The organism is Leucobacter sp. UCD-THU (genome assembly GCF_000349545.1).
GTDB lineage: Bacteria > Actinomycetota > Actinomycetes > Actinomycetales > Microbacteriaceae > Leucobacter > Leucobacter muris.
In genome coordinates, this window is record NZ_KB714605.1 from 296,342 (window position 1) to 311,587 (window position 15,246).

Annotated in this window: 13 protein-coding genes and 1 pseudogene; 4 read left to right on the forward strand and 10 right to left on the reverse strand. The window is 63.8% G+C overall.

The window, feature by feature from the left end:
* The first annotated feature begins 51 nt into the window (after positions 1 to 51).
* Together H490_RS30825 and H490_RS32200 are read left to right on the forward strand one after the other, a co-directional pair.
* Complete coding sequence (locus tag H490_RS30825; RefSeq protein ID WP_017885399.1) at positions 52 to 1,077, forward strand: hypothetical protein; 1,026 nt, start codon at positions 52 to 54, stop codon at positions 1,075 to 1,077.
* A 96-nt stretch (positions 1,078 to 1,173) separates the two neighbouring features.
* Positions 1,174 to 1,527, forward strand: a complete 354-nt coding sequence (locus H490_RS32200; protein ID WP_152424352.1) for a hypothetical protein — start codon at positions 1,174 to 1,176, stop codon at positions 1,525 to 1,527.
* Between the two features lie 252 nt (positions 1,528 to 1,779).
* Here the strand turns inward: H490_RS32200 and H490_RS32205 are convergent, their stop codons facing one another.
* The 8 genes and pseudogenes from H490_RS32205 to H490_RS30850 all read right to left on the reverse strand — a co-directional run bounded on the left by H490_RS32205 (position 1,780) and on the right by H490_RS30850 (position 11,203).
* Positions 1,780 to 2,718: a sce7725 family protein gene (locus tag H490_RS32205; protein ID WP_152424353.1), complete on the reverse strand. Its 939-nt coding sequence runs from the start codon at positions 2,716 to 2,718 to the stop codon at positions 1,780 to 1,782.
* Positions 2,705 to 3,574: a sce7726 family protein gene (locus tag H490_RS32210; protein WP_152424354.1), complete on the reverse strand. Its 870-nt coding sequence runs from the start codon at positions 3,572 to 3,574 to the stop codon at positions 2,705 to 2,707. Before H490_RS32210 ends, H490_RS32205 begins: the two co-directional genes overlap by 14 nt.
* Positions 3,571 to 5,109, reverse strand: a complete 1,539-nt coding sequence (locus H490_RS30835; protein WP_081611704.1) for an SIR2 family protein — start codon at positions 5,107 to 5,109, stop codon at positions 3,571 to 3,573. Before H490_RS30835 ends, H490_RS32210 begins: the two co-directional genes overlap by 4 nt.
* A gap of 134 nt (positions 5,110 to 5,243) precedes the next feature.
* The gene (gene mobF / locus H490_RS0116495; protein WP_238560358.1) at positions 5,244 to 8,438 is read right to left on the reverse strand and encodes a MobF family relaxase; all 3,195 of its coding nucleotides are present in this window, start codon (positions 8,436 to 8,438) and stop codon (positions 5,244 to 5,246) included.
* 107 nt (positions 8,439 to 8,545) lie between these two features.
* A pseudogene (locus H490_RS32785) lies at positions 8,546 to 8,968 on the reverse strand (relaxase domain-containing protein); the annotation flags it as partial.
* A gap of 373 nt (positions 8,969 to 9,341) precedes the next feature.
* A complete protein-coding gene (locus H490_RS30840; RefSeq protein WP_017885402.1) occupies positions 9,342 to 9,965 on the reverse strand; it encodes a CueP family metal-binding protein in 624 nt (207 codons plus the stop codon).
* A 73-nt stretch (positions 9,966 to 10,038) separates the two neighbouring features.
* Positions 10,039 to 10,632, reverse strand: a complete 594-nt coding sequence (locus H490_RS30845; RefSeq protein ID WP_017885403.1) for a DUF305 domain-containing protein — start codon at positions 10,630 to 10,632, stop codon at positions 10,039 to 10,041.
* 112 nt (positions 10,633 to 10,744) lie between these two features.
* Complete coding sequence (locus H490_RS30850; RefSeq protein WP_017885404.1) at positions 10,745 to 11,203, reverse strand: DUF6153 family protein; 459 nt, start codon at positions 11,201 to 11,203, stop codon at positions 10,745 to 10,747.
* Between the two features lie 185 nt (positions 11,204 to 11,388).
* Between H490_RS30850 and H490_RS30855 the strand changes: the two genes are divergently transcribed.
* The gene (locus H490_RS30855; RefSeq protein WP_017885405.1) at positions 11,389 to 12,711 is read left to right on the forward strand and encodes an MFS transporter; all 1,323 of its coding nucleotides are present in this window, start codon (positions 11,389 to 11,391) and stop codon (positions 12,709 to 12,711) included.
* Positions 12,712 to 12,796: 85 nt separating this feature from the next.
* Here the strand turns inward: H490_RS30855 and H490_RS30860 are convergent, their stop codons facing one another.
* Both H490_RS30860 and H490_RS30865 read right to left on the reverse strand, forming a co-directional pair.
* Entirely contained in the window at positions 12,797 to 13,978 is a 1,182-nt protein-coding gene (locus H490_RS30860; protein ID WP_017885406.1) for an FAD-dependent oxidoreductase, read from the reverse strand.
* Entirely contained in the window at positions 13,975 to 14,622 is a 648-nt protein-coding gene (locus H490_RS30865) for a TetR/AcrR family transcriptional regulator (RefSeq protein ID WP_017885407.1), read from the reverse strand. The genes H490_RS30860 and H490_RS30865 overlap by 4 nt, the downstream gene beginning before the upstream one ends.
* A 160-nt stretch (positions 14,623 to 14,782) precedes the next feature.
* On the opposite strand from H490_RS30865, the gene H490_RS0116505 reads away from it, so the two are divergent.
* Positions 14,783 to 15,246: MFS transporter (locus H490_RS0116505; RefSeq protein WP_152424355.1), on the forward strand; the 464-nt coding region annotated here is incomplete at its 3' end.

Here is a 15,246-nt window from a genome sequence, read left to right on the forward strand (position 1 = left end):
GAGCGTTGCTGAGTCCGGAAGCTTGTCGGCTTCACTTGCGATAATGGCACCGTGAAGTTCAAGCGCCGCAACCTCGAAGCCCTTGCTGACCTCATCGTGGGCAACACGGGCCGCGACGACGCTGAAAATGAGGACGAAGCCAAGTACTTCCCCTACCGGTCCAGCATGTACATCACCGAGTTCTTCCAAGAGCTGGAGACGGAGTACCAGCATGACGGTTCAACTCGCCACCGCTGGGTGGCAGATGTGTTGGAACAGATGCTGGCCGAACCGCACGACGGACCCAACCGCCCGCCAGAGATCTTCTGCCGCCTCATCGACCAGCTGATGAGCCCGGCCGATCGGCTCAACGAAGGGTCCGACCGTCCTCGGGCGCTCGCGCAACTCAATGAGGTACTTGGCCGCGAAGGTTTCGAGGCGTTCTATGGCGAGGACAACCACTGCTACCTCCGTCATGTCGGCACCCAGACCGTGACCATCCTTGCCGCCAACCCCCACCGCCCCTTCAGCAAGGCTGAGCTGGAGCGGCGGCAGCTCCTGACGGCGTACCTCGACCAGTGCAGCGAGGATGACCTCATCGAGGAGGTGCTACTCCCGATGTTCAGGCAACTTGGCTACCACCGCATCACCGCCGCCGGGCACAAGGACAAGGCCCTGGAGTACGGCAAGGACATTTGGATGCGCTACACCTTGCCGACGCAGCACATTCTCTACTTCGGCATCCAGGCGAAAAAGGGCAAGCTCGACGCTTCGGGGGTAACCAAGACAGGTAACGCCAACATGGCTGAGATCCACAACCAGGCGCTCATGATGCTGGCACACGAGATCTTTGACCCCGAGACCAACCGTCGCGTCCTGGTCGATCACGCCTTCATCGTCGCGGGTGGTGAGATCACCAAAGCGGCCCGCAACTGGCTCGGCAACGCTCTCGACGCCCACAAGCGCAGCCAGATCATGTTCATGGATCGCGACGACATCTTGAACCTCTACGTCGTCGCAAACCTACCGCTGCCAGAAGGCGCGTTGCCACCAACGCCAAGCAGTCCGTGGTCAACGAACGCCGAGACTCCGTTTTGAATCTCGACGGCGTTCGCCAGCGGAATCGGCGCGACGAAGGCAAATTGACCTATTCTGGCAGCCGCTGCGGGCTAGCAGAATCGAGGAAGGAGTGCGGTGAGCGGTCACTTTCAAAAGGCAGGTGAGTTCCTGCGAGATGCTGCACAAGAGTCTGCTCGACAGGTACTGAGCGATCATCATGATGACGGCCACATAAGGGGTTTCAGCAGCGCTGCTGGTATAGCCTTGCGCCGAATTCAGGAGAAGCTTGATGCGTACAGAGAACAGATGAAGGGTCCAGGTCTGTCCAAGTCTGAGCAAGCGAGTTACGCTCAATTGGACGAGCTGAAGTCTGAGATCGAGGCGGAATATGACCGCTATTGGCGAGGCAGCGGCATTGACTGGAGACCTCTGAAGCCGGTCGCCAAGGGCATCGTTAAGCGAGTAAGCGAATCACAGTCTGACGACTGAAGTGATGTCTCATTTCTAGTTGAGAGGGCTGGGATCCCCCGAGCCCAGTCGTCCGCTGGCATCTCTGTGTCCTCTTCGCGTGCACCTCCAGAAGGGAAGCCAACTCGGCCACCCTGACGGGTTCATCTGCACGCGCACTCCCGAGCAAATGGTGTTAGCGTTCCGTCCATCGACAGACGATTCGAGGTACACCGGAAGACGGTCTAGCAAAACACTAGACGCAACTCCGACTGTGTCGTCTCGACACGAAATCTAGATAATCGCGTCCTGCATAACCAACATGTGATTCATGATCGACAACTCCTTGGCCTTGCCAAGCCCGGGAAAGTGCTGACGCTGATACAGATCGCGGAACCCGTCGATTCCTAGGTTTGTTGGGAGCGACCTTTCGTCAACGAAGTCGATGAGCTTCTCAAGGGCCTCGAAGAACTTCCCAGCCGGGTCATCCTGAGTCTCGTTGCTGTCAGAGCAGAAGTGCTTCAGGCGGACGACATTACCTGATTCATAAGTGAAGTGGATAACTACCGCATAGGCTGGACCGCCGCCTGGTTGATATCCCCTTCCAAGGGTGAGGAAGTCGCTGACGCCGAGGTAGCCTGCGCTCTTGTAGCCGGCAACGCGAGTGCTGAAGATCCCCTCTTCACGTCCGACATACTCTCGATTGCGCGGCAAAGAAGGAAACGGGTCGTTCGCCCAGACCACCGGAAGGCCTCCGAGTGGCAGACCATATGACGCCGGGACCGTCCGATCCTCGGCAATGTTCCATCGAACTCCGTGATACGTCGCCCCTTGCAGAGTCACGGAGAGATCCAGCTCATGAACGATATCGAGCGTGAACTGGTGACCAGCGCCCCTGGCTTCACTGATCCAACGCGACATCGCCGCGTGATCAGCGTCGGCATTGGAGAGGACGGCAAGTCCGTGGTGCTTGAGAAGATCGTTCTCAAGGTAGTAGTCGCCAAGTGCTCTCCAGCTACCCTTCGAACGTAGATCACCGACCGAAGGGTTAAGGACGAGGTCACAACTGGCCCCCTCGTCGGCTATCGCTCCCAGCCTGCGGGTGAAGAGATCGTTTGGCGAGGCCACCGGCTCAAGAATCGGTACGACACGCGAAGATGCAGCAAAACTTGAGGCGCAGTTTCGAACAGCAAAGACCTCATGCTGCCGTGCCCTAAGCCTAGGCATATACATTTGCAACCTCCTGGTTCATCCAATCTTGAAGACTGGATATCTGCTGTCTCGTCGGATCGAGCTTTAAGACGGCGGGCCGCACCGGCTCGGGCAATCGAGCGATCAGTGACCGGCCAGCCCGTGGCTTTCGCTCTCTCAGCTGCTCGGCGACCGCGTTGTGGAAAACAAGCGGGTCCAAATTTCGGGAGGCTGCTAGTGCATATGAGAAAACCCGCGTGTTCGGGAGGTCGGGAACAGTAGAACCAAGAGCAGACAGAACTCTGAGATACTCTGCACGACGAAGTGACCGCATCAAGACCTCTGACTCAAGAAGATCACTTCTAAACTTCGCATCGCGGACAGTCTCCACGCGACCGTTCACATCAAGCCAATGAAGACCAATAGTCTGGAACTCCGGGATTGCGAGCACTCGTTCCACTACGCGCTTTGATGCCATAACAGACACCAAGGGTGCGATTTTGCTGTAATCGTGTAGTTGACTATCGAGCCGGGAAGTGTTGTCGAGGTCGCTCTTGATCTCGACGGCGTGCAACGAGTCTGTGACGGCCAAGAAGTCGACGATGGATCGACCGACCCTGAACTCCGGCAGGAGAATGCCGTCGCTCCAAGGAATCATCTGACCGAGAACGGCTCTACGGTAGACAAGATCGTTACGGTAATGGCGCGAGAGCCATCGGTCACAACGCCAGATCAGGGTTCGAACAGTAGATGCGCCAAGGGCTAGACCACTCTCGACAAGACTGGAAATGGTGCGATTCGCCAACTTCGACGCGGGGCCGTCTCGCATCGCAGAGCGGAGGACGGGTGCCGAAAGCAGTGCCGAGGCTGCTGCCGCCTGGCTTTCCACCACGCTCATGATTTGGCCTCGTTCGGGGGTCCGTACATCAGCCAGTCGAGGGTCACGGCCAACTTGGCGTACTGCGTGAGGTAGTAGGACTGCTGACGATAGCTTCGGTTGTTGTTCAGGTACTCTCGCAAGCCCTCACCGTCGCGGGTCTCGTCGAGCAACGACCAAGGGTGGCCAAGAATCCAGTCCTCTCCTTGACGGTCGAGCACGTCTTGAAAGGTCACACCGGGCGGGAGAGAGCGTTTTCCAAGGTTCTTGGTCTCTCGGGAGATATAGGAATGAATTTTGGATGGGACCTCAACCTGCGGCAACAAGTCCCCCGCCTCATCGAGGAATCCACCTTGCCGGAGATGCTTCCAGTAAGGCACGTACCAGTTGCTGGCGAAGGAACTCCCGAACGCCTCAGTGATCACCTGGTCACTAGGAAGCCCGCGGTCTGGCGAACCGAGCACATCATCAACGAGGTCCCAGCGAGATAGGCCAATGATCCCTTTGACTGTCATCTTGGCGCCAACACCGAACACCACGTCAAGTTGATCCGAGGCCGACTCAATGTCGGAAACCTGCACGAGTCGACCGTCAGGATCGTTGCTTTTTACCAGTTCGTAAATCTGATTCTTGAGCTGACGTAGAACACGAGCCGGAAGAGCCCTCTCCTTGATTCCTAGCGCTCGAAAGACGTCGATGAAGTCAGGGACGACGATCTCAAAGGCCTCGATTTGGCCACCTTCGATCTGCACGGTTCGAGAACGAACCTCTGGGGAAGCTTCCGAGTCCCAGTTGACGAAAAGAAGGCGCTCCTTAAGCTTGCTCGCGTTGGTGCCGCGCATCGCCTTCACCAGCGAACGAAGTATCTCCAGTACGTTGTTGTCACTCAGGCTGTAACCAAGGAAAACGATCGGGTGCTCGACGAAAAAGGTCATCAGCTTGGCGGCGAGGTACGCATCTCGCTCTTGGAAGTCGTCGTAGTCCTCCCCCGTCAGAACGAGTGAGCGCGGCTGTTGCGACGATCCGTGAATCATGTAGATCTCTGCGATACCTTGTGGGTCGGCAAACAGCAACTCATCTTGGCCAGTGAAGACGGTGTAGTCAGGGTAAACAACGGACATCAGCCTGTCGAAATTCGTCGTTATCACTCCCTCGACATTCGCACTCTGCAGGAGCGCGAACTCGGAAGCATACTCGGCCGTCGGCTTGAATCCTTCAATCGCTTCTTCGAAATACCTTGCTACTTCGATCTTTAAGGCTGATGAGGGATCAGTAACCTCAGTGCCATATCTGTCTCTCGAATCTGAGAATCGCTTATCAGACCACCACACAGAGTAAAACTCGTTGGCTAGCAGTGAGGCGGTCTTGGGAAGATCGCCTGAAGCGAGGCCACGGTAGTATTCATACGGGTGGCTAGTAAATGCAGCAAAGTGCCTGAGGAGACCTTCCCAATCGGGCAGGTCAGCGTACCGTCTTGAAATCCCCGAGCCGATAAACAGGTACGGCGCAGCCATCGTCTTCAGATGAGAGCTGAGGAAGTCGTACGCGGTACCCATGCTACATAGGGTATCGTCCGGCACCCTCCCGCGTTGTCGGTTCCGTGGTGCCCCGCCCCGTTCCGCCTGCCACAACGTCGTCGCCGAGTGATTCTCCGCGTGGCGTGTCGTTGCGCGCCTGGTGAGGCCGATGGTCAGAGTCCACGTCGTGGTGTGGTGCGGACGGTCGACTGGTTTGCTCTCTCATCATCGTGTCGAACAATCATCTTGATCTGCCGCAATGCGAGCTGTCCGACTCGGTACTCGGCCGCTTGGTCAGGGCTTCGGACGACATGCGGGTCGCCAAGCGGTGCCGGGCCGGTGATCTCGTAGCGGTCACGGTACAGCGCAACCGTGGCGGCGTGCGCCTCCCACCGCTCTCGCTCCTCGGGTCGTGGACTCGGCTGCCCGAGCCGCGCCACCCAAGCGGCTCTCGCTTCCTGGGCATCGTGCAGGAGTCGGCGCGCGGCGGTCTCGATGAGCGTCTGCCGCTCTGTGAGCGCGGTCCGCATGTCGTCTGCGATTGGCTCGGCAGGTGTCGGGATGAGTCCGGCGACTCGTGCCCTGCCTCGTTTACCTGGCCGGAGTTTCTGGGTGGCTTGGTCGAGCATGTCGGCCAGCTGCGCGGCGGGGTCGGCTTGTTCGTCGCCGGGCGTGAGCCTCGGTGCGAGAGCGGTGAGTGCCGCCGGTGCGAGATGGCCGGCTGCCTCGTGACGTGCGAGTGCGCTCTCCAACTGCTCGTAGTAGGGGCTGGTGAACAGGTCGTCGGCCACGTTCTCGGGGAACGGCGCGATGTCGAGTAGTGCGGCCCAGCGGTCGGTCTGTGCTTCGCGGGCGAGTACGTCGTACTCGGCCAGTAGCGTGGACAGGGAGGCGTGACGGTCTACCTCGAGCGTGAGGGTTTCGGTAGCCGAGAGGTCGGCGTCGGTTCGGGCGAGTACCTTGGCGAGCCGGTCGATCAGGGTCAGCGGCTCGGGTTGGTCGAGATGCCGCTCAACCTCGTGCGGGTCGGGCACGATCACGTAGGCGTGGTTGCGGTGCTTGCCGCGTGTCATCGCCACGTAGAACAACTCCCGTGACGAAGCTTCGGGGTCGACGAGAGCGTGCGCGGTGTCCACGCTGGCTCCTTGGGCGCGGTGGACAGTGGAGGCATAGCCGAGTTCGAGTTCCTCGCGCACGTACTTCGCCGGCAGCACGAGAGCCTTACCGTGGGGCTTGTCGCCGCGCCCCAACCGGCGCACGGCCAACGAGCCGTCGTCGTAGCGGTGCGTGACTTGCCAGCGGTCGCCGTTCTTGACCCATGTCCTGCCGGTGGTGAGGCGGCGGTCGTTGAGCCGGGTGACGACGAGATCACCGACGCCTGCGGTGGTGCCGTCGTGCAGACGCAGCCCGTCTGCCTCGACGCGCCCGGCTTCGATCAGATCGGCGCGGGCGCGCGCGTTGAGCTGGGCGACCATCTCTCCGGTGCCCGCGATCATCAACGTGCGCAGGCCCTCGTCGCGGTCGGTGCGCCATACCTCGTAGATCGCATCGAGCATCGTCTCTGCGTCGCCGTCGATCAGTCTGCCGCGCTCCTGGTACCCGTCGAGCGCGTCAGTGCTTCCGTGCCGCAGTCCTAGGCTGGCGGACTTCTCCCACTCGTTAGCGAAGCGGCGCACATCGGTGAGTTCGGGCACCTGATCGCGGTCGCGCACGAGCATCCCGAACGCCCCGCCCGTCTCCACCGCCGAGAGTTGCGCCCAATCCCCGATCAGGACGACCTTGGCTCCGACCTCAGCGGCGTGCTCGGTGATGCGATCGAGCGCGAGAGTTCCGGCGAGGGAGGACTCGTCCACGAGAATGAGCTGCCCGGCTTCGAGGTTCCAGCGTCCATGATGGTGTTCGTAGAGGAACTTCGCGGTGTTCTCCGCCCGCACGCCGAGCGAGTCGCCGAGCACTTCGGCGGCAACCGCCGACGGCGCGAGGCCGATCACCGAGTCGCGGCCATGCGCCGCCGTCCACGCCCGGTGCAGGGCACGCAGAGCGGTGGTCTTGCCCGAACCTGCGGGGCCGACCAGCAGATCGAGAGTCAGCCCGGAACGGGCGATGCGGGTGATAGCGACGGCCTGGTCGGGGTCGAGCCGGACGCCCCTGATCTTGCGGGAAGTGTGGCGCGCGACGAGCCGTGCCGTCAGTGCTGGCCCGCCGGTCTGCTGGCTATGCGCGAGTAGGCGCTGCTCGGCGTCGAGAATGTCTTGGCTGGAGTACGCGATCTGATCGACAGGCTGGAACCTGTTGCCCTCGCCCTCGATGTAATGAGCAGGTATGGCGCGGTCGTAGTCCGGGGTGAGCCGGAGCGATTCGGCCTCGGCGTGCGCGACGATCTGGTCGAGCACGCGGATACGGTCGTCGATGGTTGCGAACCGGACGCCCATGATCTGCCGCATGGTCTCGGCGTGCAGGTTCCATCGCCCCCAGGTTGCGCGCCGGTTCGCTACCTCCATCAGCACCACGGTGGCGAGATCCTCGATCTGCTCCAGCCCCAGATCGTCTGCACGCAGCCGGGCTTCGGTCGCACCCCGGTCGAGCAGGTGCTGCGCCCAGGTGGTTGCGTCCTCGCCGAGCACGACCTCGGCACGCGCCCGCCAGTCGGCGGTCAGTTCGGCCAGCGAGTGCAGTACCTTCTCGGGCCGGGTCTCCAAGGTCGCCTGCTGCCGAAGAATCGCAATCGTCGCGGCAGAGGGTTGCTGCCCATGCTCGGCCACGTACTGCTCGATCAGCCGGTTCTTGACCTGCTCGATACCCTCCGCGCCGTCGCTACCCCCGGTAGTGCGGCGGGAGAACTCAGCGATCAGCGCCGCCGGTACGCCCTCGATCTCCCAGCCGGTGTTGCGGTCCTTGCCTCGGTCGACCGCCGTCCAGGTCACGCCGAGCAGCCGCGCGGTGTGGTCGGTGATAAAGGCGTTGTACGACGCCGAGAGCGCGACCGTCGCCTTGTGCAGGCGGCGCGAGTCCAGCGACCTCCAACGCCCGTCCTCGCCCTGCACCTTGTTCGAGACCACAACGTGCGTGTGCAGCTGCGGGTCTGCTGCCCTGCTGTCGTAGTGGTCGAACGCTGTGGCGATCACGCCTACGATCGGCATCTGCGCAATACCTCCCGCACCGACGCGGGTTGCGGCGACGCGATCCTCCAGCAACGCGATCGTGTCGCGCATCGCTGCGTGATGTGCCCGCGCGATCAGCGCTTGCGTACCCGCATCGGCGACACCCCAGATCGCGCTGACCGACTTGGGCGGCGAGAACGTGAGATCGAACCCTGCAACGGCAGTACGGGGTTTCTTCGCAAGCTCTTCCTCACGGATGCGCTGCACAGTCTCTTCCCGTGCCTCCCCGCGCGAGCCGGGATCGAGGCGTGCAAGGCGGGCNCCCAGATCGCGCTGACCGACTTGGGCGGCGAGAACGTGAGATCGAACCCTGCAACGGCAGTACGGGGTTTCTTCGCAAGCTCTTCCTCACGGATGCGCTGCACAGTCTCTTCCCGTGCCTCCCCGCGCGAGCCGGGATCGAGGCGTGCAAGGCGGGCTGCAATCCGCTCGCGCGGAGGTTGCAGCGCGGGGAACTTCTTGCCGAGCTTCTCGCCGGTGATCGGGTGGACGCCCTCGCCCAGCAGTCGGGCCAGGTGTTCCTCGGTCACCGTGTCACCTTCGGCCAACGTCGGCGAGCGGCCGTCGTTGAGGCTCATCAGGCCAGTGCCGACCCAGGTGCCGGGAGGGCAGCCGGAGTCGGTGTAGTACTGGGTCAGCGGGCTGCTCATCTCCCGGTCGCCGTCACCGACGACGACCGATTTCAGCAGGTACTCGTGGCCCTTGCCGGACGACATGACCCGGATCGTCATCACCATGACGGCCCCTCCCCGAGACCGTCACGGGACGGGCGATCTCGGGGGTCAGGTGCGCGCGCAGCGCGCGGCTCGCACTCTTAGTGCCAACCGTGTGGAGAAGCAGCGGTCTGGGAACAGCGGTCTCGATCGAGTTGTCATAACGGCAGAGCCGGAACGGGCAGCGACGCAGCACTCAGTGGTGGGTGTCAGTCTCTATGAGAGGGACCACCGCGTAGGGACCACATCGCAGCGACGTTGGCAGCGTTCTACTGTCGGTGCAGCTCCGAGAATGCCCACTGCGCTCTAGCCTCTAACTACGGCTCCGTGGGGGACGTTCACCTTCTGAAACATTACGAAGGACTGGGTGTCTCCGGACATTCGGGCCGTCGAGCTGTCAGGTCAGCTGCAGCGTGGTGATGCAGGTCGCATCATCCTCGTTCATCGTTGAAATGGTCACGGTGCCCGTCCGACCCTCATGTTCGATCGTGAGCGTTGCCTTGATGCCGCGGGGCACCCAGATGCCAACGAACCCGTTGTCGTAGGTTTGCCGAACCTCGTCGAGGAGCACGTCTCCGTCTTCGCCGGTGAGGGTGACCTGGACTGCTGTGTCGGCGAGTTCGCCGAGGCAGGTGGTGAGGCTGTGGAAGTAGCAGTCGTGGGTCTGTTCCCGGTAGGGGGCGACCGAGATGTACACCTCGTCTTCGGGCATCGGCAGACGTGTCTCGCGCTTCTGGTCGTCGGTGAGCACGAGCGCATCCGGCTGCACGGATGCGATCAGATCAGTGGGTCGGTCGGCGACGGGCATCGTGTCGAGCCGTTCGATGACCTGTGCGGCGTCCAGGCCGTCAAGGTCGTGGTCCGCCAGGAAGCCGGTGTCGACGGCCTGACTGTTGGTCGAGGGCGACGCGGGTTCGTGCGAGGGTGCAGTGGCGCATCCGGTGAGGACGAGGGCGGCGGCGAGCGTCGCGGCGGCGGCGGCGATCAGTTTTCGCCGGTGAGGCGCGGCGGGGTGGGGCATGGTGCGATCCTTCAAGAGTGTCGGAAGGGTCGGTGCCGGGCGCTCTCGCCGCGGCACCGACCCTGATGGTCGATCAGAGGGTGGCCAGGAGGTCCTGCATCTGCTGGATCTCGGTGGTCTGCGCGTCGATGATGGTCTGCGCGAGCTCGATGGCGTCGGGGTTGCTGCCGTCATCGACTTGCGTCTGGGCCATCTCGACCGCTCCCTCGTGATGGGCGATCATCTGTTCCAGGAACAGGCGCGATGCTTCGGGTCCGTCGGCCGATTCGAGGGCGGCCAGGTCGTCCTCGGTCATCATGCCGTCGCCGTGGTCCATGCCGTCCATCTGCTGCTCCTCGGAGTCGACGCCCCAGTCGTCCAGCCACCCCTGGAGCTGTTCGATCTCGGGCCCCTGGGCGGCCTTGATCGCTTCGGCCAGTTCGATCACCTCGGGGTTGACATCCTCCTTGGCGAGGACGATGTCGCTCATCTCGATGGCCTGTTCGTGGTGCACGATCATCATCGAGGCGAACATCACGTCCGCGTCGTTGGCGTCGGCTGTCAGTTCGGACGAGCCGTGGTCCATGCCCGGCATCGAGCCCTCGTTGTCGCTTCCGGCCGAGCAGCCGGCCAGGACCAGGGCAGCAGTGAGGGCGAGTGCGGCGGTCGCCGCGGTACGAAACTTCATGAGTGTTCTCCAATATCAACAGTCGCTTCAGTGGCGCGGCACCCCGAGAGGGCACCGCGTGAATGGGAGAGGGGAACCGTCGACGCTGATGTGCGCCTGGTTCACCGATCCATCACGTGCGACTGATGCAGAGAACGTGCAGCGACGGCGCCCGAGATCGGAGCTGGTCGATGAACCGCGCCACGAGGAGCGGCCGGGGCGCGGTGTGCATCCATCCCGGCAGAAGTTGAGGCGGCGCCAGGATGAGAAGGACGAGCAGCAGTGCGAGCACACATGCCATCGCCATGCCCAGATGGTCACTACCCCCGCAGTCCGCACACGTACCACCGAGGTCACTGGCCGTGCCACCGGACTCATGGGCGCCCGCCGCGCTGTGATGGGCGCCCACGGCGTCGCTGGCGGCGACCGAGATTGTGGCGGGCGCGTGGGCGGCCGGGGTGCCGTGCAGGTTCAGCGTATGCATGGCCAGCAGCCCGAGGACGATCGCTGCCACCAGCAACCCTCCGAGCATCACACGCCGGAGGAAGCCCTGAAGACCCCTCCCGGGTTGCGCTGCCGCCGTCACCGCCATACACCGCAGTTTACCGGCCCCCGATGTGCATCTGCCGACGGCGGGAGCGATCGGCGCGGCCGAGGTCGACTGGCTCCGCGTCCGGCCGAGCAGCTTCCCACTCGGCCGTGCCCAGACTGACGGGAATACCCCTAGGGGGTATTAGGTTGATGGTGGAGAGTTTCCACGAAGGTCAGGAGAGCCCTATGCGTTTGTTCGCGATCCGCGACTTCCGTCACCTGTTCAGTGCGCAGATCATCGCCCTGTTCGGGACGGGGTTGGCGACCGTCGCCCTCGGTCTGCTCGCTTACGAGCTCGCCGGTCCGAGCGCGGGGGCGGTGCTTGCGACGGCGCTGACGATCAAGATGGTCATGTACGTCTTGATCGCGCCGTTGGCTGCGGCCTATGCCGACCGGCTCCCGAGGCGGATGTTCCTGACCCTGCTCGACGTGGCGCGCGCGGCCGTGGTGCTCGCTCTGCCGTTCGTCACGGAGATCTGGCAGATCTACGTTCTCATCGGGGTACTGCAGGCGGCTTCTGCTGCGTTCACGCCGACGTTCCAGGCGGTCATCCCCGATATCGTGGTCGAGGAGTCCGACTACACGCGGGCGCTGTCCGCGTCGCAGGTGGCCTACACGATGGAGAGCCTGCTCAGCCCGGTGCTCGCGGCGGTCGCTCTGACGTTCATGACGTTCAACTGGTTGTTCGTCGGCACGTCGGTAGGTTTCGTGCTCTCCGCCGTCCTGGTGCTCTCGACTCGCATCCCCAATGCGGCACCAAGCGGGCACGCGGATGCGTGGAACCGGGTCACCTCGGGCGTGAAGGTCTTCTTCGCGACTCCTCGTCTGCGCGGCGTCATGGCCCTGAACGTGGTGGTCGCCGCAGCCGGATCGATCGTGGTGGTCAATACGGTCAACTATGTCCGAGATCAACTGGGCGGCACGCAGGCCGACGTCGCCTGGATGCTTGCAGCCTCCGGCGGCGGCACACTGCTGGTCGCTTTGTTCCTGCCACGCGTGCTCGATCGGATCGCCGAGCGGGTCGTGATGATGACCGGTGCCGCAGTTCTGCTTGCTGGCGTGCTGGCGGCCGTCGCGATGACCGCCATCCAGGCGGCTTCCTGGATGATCACGGCACCGATCTGGGTGGTCATCGGCGGCGGCATGGCCTTGATCGTCACGCCCACCGGACGCGTCATCCGAGGTTCGGTCGCGAAGCGCGAGCTCCCGGCGGCCTTCGCGGCACAATTCTCACTGTCTCACTTGGCCTGGCTCGTCACCTACCCGATCGCGGGATGGGTAGGCACAGCGTCCGGCTTCACTCTCGCCTGGTCGATCCTTGCCGCTCTCGCCATCGGCGGTGCCGTCACAGCGCAGATGCTCTGGCCCCGCGAGAAGGAAACCGAGACTATCGAGGCCGCCGATGCCACCGGAGAAGGCGCGGTCGGTGACCTGGTGCTCCGTGAGGAGACCGAAGCCGCCGAAGGCACCCTCGCGGCGTCCCAGTGCGCCTGTGTGCGCACCGCATAAGCGCGCAGGTGGCGGGCGGAACGAATGCTTCCGCCCGCCACCGGCGCGTCGTGCTTGCCGAGGCGCCCGCGATCCGGCTTGTCGATCAGGGGCGAGTCGGTGCTCGCCGGTGCAGCCGAGGTATCCAGTCGCGGACGAGGCCGGTGGCGTCAATCCCTGTGAGAGCGATGAGGGTATCTCCGAGGTAGTGCGCCGTGAGCAAGGGGTCGGCGGAGACGATTTGCGTACTGGACCCCAAAGCGGGATACCCCGCTCCGACCAGGGTGTGTCCGTGGACGCGTGCGGAGAACGGCGAAGACGGCAGGTAGATGCCGGGATCGTCGTCCAGGCCGAGGTCGTGCAACAGAGTCTTGGCCGCATGGGCTCCCTGGGCGACCGAGTCGTCCCAGTGATCGATCCGGTACGAGCTGTGGCCGGGATAGTGGTGCACGGCGACGCCGCCCGCGGCGTAGATCCGTTGGCGCGGCGCGTGCATCGAGCGCAGCCGGCTATCGACCGGGATGCCGTCAGGTCCGGTCCAGGGAGCCGGGGCTGCGGGCAGGGTGCCGTGGGCGACGATCGCCAGGTCGCCGTCGACCTTGGTGCCGCTACGGTCGAGCGTGATGGAGATGCGGTCGGGGTGGGTGCGGATCGCGCGCGGATTGACCCCGAGGTAGGCGGCGTGCTGGGGGTGGTGCAGATCGAGGACGCGCCTGGCGGCGTGCGCACCGATCGCGTTCGCGCCGGGGACGAGCGAACGCGCGATCAGGGCCACGTCGTGGCCGGCGTCGGTGAGCAAAGACGCGGCCTCGGAGGCGAGGATACCGCCGCCGAGGAGCAGGACACGGGATGCGGGTCTGCTCGCGAGTCGGTCGCGGACGCGAGCACCGTCGGCCATCGAGTGCAGGGTGGTCAGGCGCCCCGAGTGGAGAGCTTCGTCACGGCCGAGGATGTCCTCGTCGAGCAGGCGAGGTCTGCTGCCGCTGGCGATGATGAGCGCGTCGAACATACGGGTGGCGCCGGAGTCGAGACGTAGCTCGCGCGTGCGGGGATCGAGGCCGCGCACGGTGTCCGAAACAAGTGACGCACCGGTGTCTGGGAGCGTCGCTTGGTCGGGTTCAAGCAGCCCCGACATGACGCCTTTGGTGACCAGGGTGCGATTGGCGGGCTTCTCGCCAGTGCGGGCGAAGAGCTCAACTTCGATCTCCGGGGCTTGGGTGTGCAGGAGTCTGGCGGCGCTGGTTCCAGCGGCCCCGGCGCCGATGATCCCGACCCTCGCGGCGCTCATCCGTCGCCCTGAGTGGTCGCGGTGGGCGCGAACGCGGGCAGCAGGATCGCGTCGATGAACCATGGCGCATCATCGGGGTCGATCCGGCCCGTGCGCACCTCCTCGGCCGCGCCGTTGAGAACGACGTGCGTGGTAGTCAGCAGCCAGGACACCGGCAGGTCGGCGCGGAAGGCGCCTTCGCGCTGTCCGCGCAGCAGCAGCCCGCGCATGCGCGCCTCGGCCTTCTCGTGCAGTTCGCGAATGCGGGCGGCGGAGAGTTCCTTCTGCGCTGTAGCGAGCAGGGCGCGAGACTGGTCGACGAACATCCAGCTGGATGCAACCAAGCGCTGGAAGGCCGCACGCGGGTCGCCATCAAGGGGTATCTGACTCAGCACGTCCTCGGCACGTTCCAGACTGTCCACCAGTGCTGCCTCGATGAGCTCGGCGCGAGTCTGGAAGTGCCCGTAGAGCGTCACCCGGCCCACTCCAGCCTCGGCAGCGATGTCTGCGACGGAAGCGTCGGGGCTTTTGCGGATCGCGGTCACTGTCGCGGCCAGAATCTTCGCCCGGTTGCGCTGCGCGTCGGCGCGCTGGTTGGCCGCGCGGGTCGCTGTCGCCGGGCCGCGCCGAGCGCCGCCGGCAGGCTGGGCCTTCTTCGTCGGCATGCTCCACCTCTCAAGTCGTACTGGAATGTATGAGATAGTGTAGCTGTTGCAACCTGTACACCGATGACCGAGTTACGGTGTCGTCGCCCGATCCGGCGGCGGGACGAAGGAGAGGAGACACGGCGATGAACACGACACGCACGATCACAGGGGGCGCAACATGAGCGATACGAGCACACCTGCCCCCAGGGCAGGGGCAAAGCAGTGGTGGGGTCTGGCGATCCTGGTGATTCCCTCGACTCTGCTGTTCATGATGCTGACCATCCTGTTCCTGGCCGCCCCGAACCTCGCTGCGGACCTGAACCCGACGAGCACGCAACTGCTGTGGATCCTCGACATCTACGGCTTCGTCATGGCCGGCTTCCTCGTCGCGATGGGCGTACTCGGCGACCGGATCGGCAAGCGGCTGCTGATGGTCATCGGTGCGATCCTGTTCGCCGCGGTCTCCGTCGCGGCCGCCCTGACGACGATCCCCGAGCTGATGATCGTCTGGCGCGCCGTCCTCGGACTGGCCGCAGCGATGATGGTGCCCGCAACGATCGGACTGATCTTCGTGATCTTCGCCGACGCGAAACAGCGCGGCGTCGCCATCGGGGTCTGGGCGGGCGGTATCTCCGCCGGCGT

Bases quoted from the DNA above. Each gene is read 5' to 3' on its own strand.
- H490_RS32205 (WP_152424353.1), bottom strand. From the start codon at position 2,718: ATGTATATGCCTAGGCTTAGGGCACGGCAGCATGAGGTCTTTGCTGTT.
- H490_RS32210 (WP_152424354.1), bottom strand. From the start codon at position 3,574: ATGAGCGTGGTGGAAAGCCAGGCGGCAGCAGCCTCGGCACTGCTTTCG.
- H490_RS30835 (WP_081611704.1), bottom strand. From the start codon at position 5,109: ATGGGTACCGCGTACGACTTCCTCAGCTCTCATCTGAAGACGATGGCT.
- H490_RS30840 (WP_017885402.1), bottom strand. From the start codon at position 9,965: ATGCCCCACCCCGCCGCGCCTCACCGGCGAAAACTGATCGCCGCCGCC.
- H490_RS30845 (WP_017885403.1), bottom strand. From the start codon at position 10,632: ATGAAGTTTCGTACCGCGGCGACCGCCGCACTCGCCCTCACTGCTGCC.
- H490_RS30850 (WP_017885404.1), bottom strand. From the start codon at position 11,203: ATGGCGGTGACGGCGGCAGCGCAACCCGGGAGGGGTCTTCAGGGCTTC.
- H490_RS30855 (WP_017885405.1), top strand. From the start codon at position 11,389: ATGCGTTTGTTCGCGATCCGCGACTTCCGTCACCTGTTCAGTGCGCAG.
- H490_RS30860 (WP_017885406.1), bottom strand. From the start codon at position 13,978: ATGAGCGCCGCGAGGGTCGGGATCATCGGCGCCGGGGCCGCTGGAACC.
- H490_RS30865 (WP_017885407.1), bottom strand. From the start codon at position 14,622: ATGCCGACGAAGAAGGCCCAGCCTGCCGGCGGCGCTCGGCGCGGCCCG.